Genomic DNA, 2,494 nt, shown 5'->3' with positions numbered 1-2,494 from the left:
AAACGACCTCAAGGCATGTGACATTAACAATAAATATAAAAGAATGATGGAAGAAAAGCCTAATTTTAACAAGGCTGATAATTCCAAAGTTATATATAGAAGAAAAAGTTTTATTATATTGAGTACAGGCAAGGGATTTATTATACATAATAAAAAATATGAGTTTGAAAGTTGTCATTGCCATGTAAATAATTTTAGTTATGCAAAAAGTATTATCGACCTAAGTGTTAGAAAAAAGATGCCTAACAGACCGACTAAAAGGCTTATAGAAAGCTTAATAAGGGTTAATAGGAATAGTAAGTATATAGAAGAATTAGAGAAGCTTAAATAGCTTCTTTTTTTATTTAGAAAGGTGGTGTTTAGGTGAGTAAATTAAATGAAAAACAAAAGGCTTTTGCTGATTATTATGTTGAAAGCCTTAATGCTTATCAATCAGCTTTAAAAGCAGGATATAGTGAAAATTATGCTAAGGGAAATATTTCTAAATTGTTGGAAAATGAGAGAGTTAAAAGCTATATTGATGAAATTATGGCTTCAAAGCAAAATGATAGAATAGCTTCTCAAGATGAAATATTAGAAGGACTTACAAGGATTGCTAGAGGAATAGAAGAAGAAGAAGTAGTTACAATAACGCAGCTAGGTGAGGTTGTAAGGACTGAAAGAACACCAACTAATAAAGATAAGCTTAAAGCATGGGAATTATTAGGGAAACGATATAGAATGTTTACTGATAAGATAGAAGCTAATATAAATGAAGTAGTTACGATCATAGATGATATAGGTGAAGATGATGAGTAGTAAAAGACTATCAGAAATATTTAATGATAACTTTAAAAGCTTCTACGCTAAATCAAAGAAAAATGATTATCTATTCTATGTATTAAAAGGTGGTAGAGGAAGCGCTAAATCAACTCACATAAGCTTCGATATTATAATAAATGCTATGAAAAATCCTGTTACTACTTTAGTAGTTAGGAAAGTTGGTAACACATTATCTGAATCAGTATTTGAGCAGCTAAAAGAAGCTATTGACATTTTAGGGGTTGGTATGTATTGGGAATCTAAAGTATCGCCTTTACAATTGATATATAAGCCTAGAGGTAACAAGATTATATTTAGAGGTGCAGACGATCCTAATAAAATAAAATCTATTAAAATGTCAAAGTTTCCTGTAACTACTTTATGGATAGAAGAATTAGCAGAGTTCAAAACAGAAGAAGAAGTATCAACCATAATAAATTCAGTATTAAGAGCAGAATTAGAAGATGGATTAAAGTATAAAGTTTATTACTCATACAATCCACCTAAAAGAAAGCAATCGTGGGTTAATAAAAAATATGACACGCAATTTATTTCTAATAATACTTATATTCATCATTCTACTTATTTAGAAAATAAGCATATATCTAAAGCTTTTAAAGAAGAAGCCGAGGAAGTAAAAAAAAGAAATGAATTTAAGTATAGGCATGAATACTTAGGTGAGCCTATCGGAAGTGGAGTAGTGCCTTTCAATAATCTTATATTTAGAACTATTACAGATAAAGAAATAGCTGCATTTGATAATATAAGGCAAGGCATTGACTGGGGTTATGCCACTGATCCATTAGCTTTTATAAGATGTCATTATGATAAAAAGAAAAGAACAATATATTTGTTTGATGAATTTTATGAAGTTAAAGCTTCTTTAAGAAAAATAGAAGAATTTTTAAAATCTAAAAAATATCATTATGATAGGATAGTTGCAGATAGTGCAGAGCCTAGAAGTATTGCAGAAATGAAAAGCTATGGGTTTCAAATTGAAGGTGCTAAAAAAGGTGCTGGAAGTGTTGAATATGGAGAAAAATGGCTCGATGATTTAGAAGCTATTGTTATTGATCCTAAAAGAACACCTAATGCAGCTAAAGAATTTGAAAACATAGATTATCAAGTCGATAAAGATGGGAATCCAAAGCCTAAGCTAGAGGACAAGGACAATCACATTATAGATGCTACTAGATATGCATGTGAAAATGATATGAAGAATAGAAAAACTAGAGGGTTTGTAAATGTAAATATTTAAGGGGGTGATTATATGTTAACAAATTTAGATTTCTTAAAGTTGGGGGCAAGTTTCCCACCTGCTGCTGAAACTGAAAGGCTTGAAAAATATAATAAGAATAAGCTTGTATTTGAAGGGAAACATGAACAAGTTTACAAAGAAAGTTTTGAAAGAATTGCTAGAGTAGTAAATAACTTTGATAATGTTGTTAGTTATTCAGTAGTCGCAAACTTTCAAAAGCTTATATCACTTAAAATAGCAGATTTCTTATTAGGCGAAGCACCTAAAATAGTAGCAGGTGATGATAAGTCAAAAGAACAAGCTGCAATAGATGTAATAAAAGAAAACAGTGACTTAGATAATACACTTTATACTAGTGCTATTGATATAAGCCGATATGGTGATAGTGTGCTAAATGTGTACAAAGGTGATGAAGGAAAAGGAATTATAGATATA

4 protein-coding genes are annotated in these 2,494 nt (G+C 30.0%); all 4 read left to right on the top strand.

Annotated elements, in window-relative coordinates:
• Nucleotides 1-331, top strand: a 331-nt coding sequence (locus VLM92_RS06190) for a hypothetical protein (protein WP_325275475.1), incomplete at its 5' end; no start/stop codon positions are given.
• Between the two features lie 32 nt (nt 332-363).
• Nucleotides 364-798: a terminase small subunit gene (locus VLM92_RS06185; protein ID WP_325275474.1), complete on the top strand. Its 435-nt coding sequence runs from the start codon at nt 364-366 to the stop codon at nt 796-798.
• Entirely contained in the window at nt 791-2,059 is a 1,269-nt protein-coding gene (locus tag VLM92_RS06180; RefSeq protein WP_325275473.1) for a PBSX family phage terminase large subunit, read from the top strand. Before VLM92_RS06185 ends, VLM92_RS06180 begins: the two co-directional genes overlap by 8 nt.
• 12 nt (nt 2,060-2,071) lie before the next feature.
• Nucleotides 2,072-2,494, top strand: a 423-nt coding sequence (locus VLM92_RS06175; RefSeq protein WP_325275472.1) for a phage portal protein, incomplete at its 3' end; no start/stop codon positions are given.

This window comes from Romboutsia sp. (assembly GCF_035470145.1).
GTDB lineage: Bacteria > Bacillota > Clostridia > Peptostreptococcales > Peptostreptococcaceae > Romboutsia_D.
Note: the sequence above shows the minus strand (reverse complement) of the source record. Positions and strands in the feature narration are given on the sequence as shown.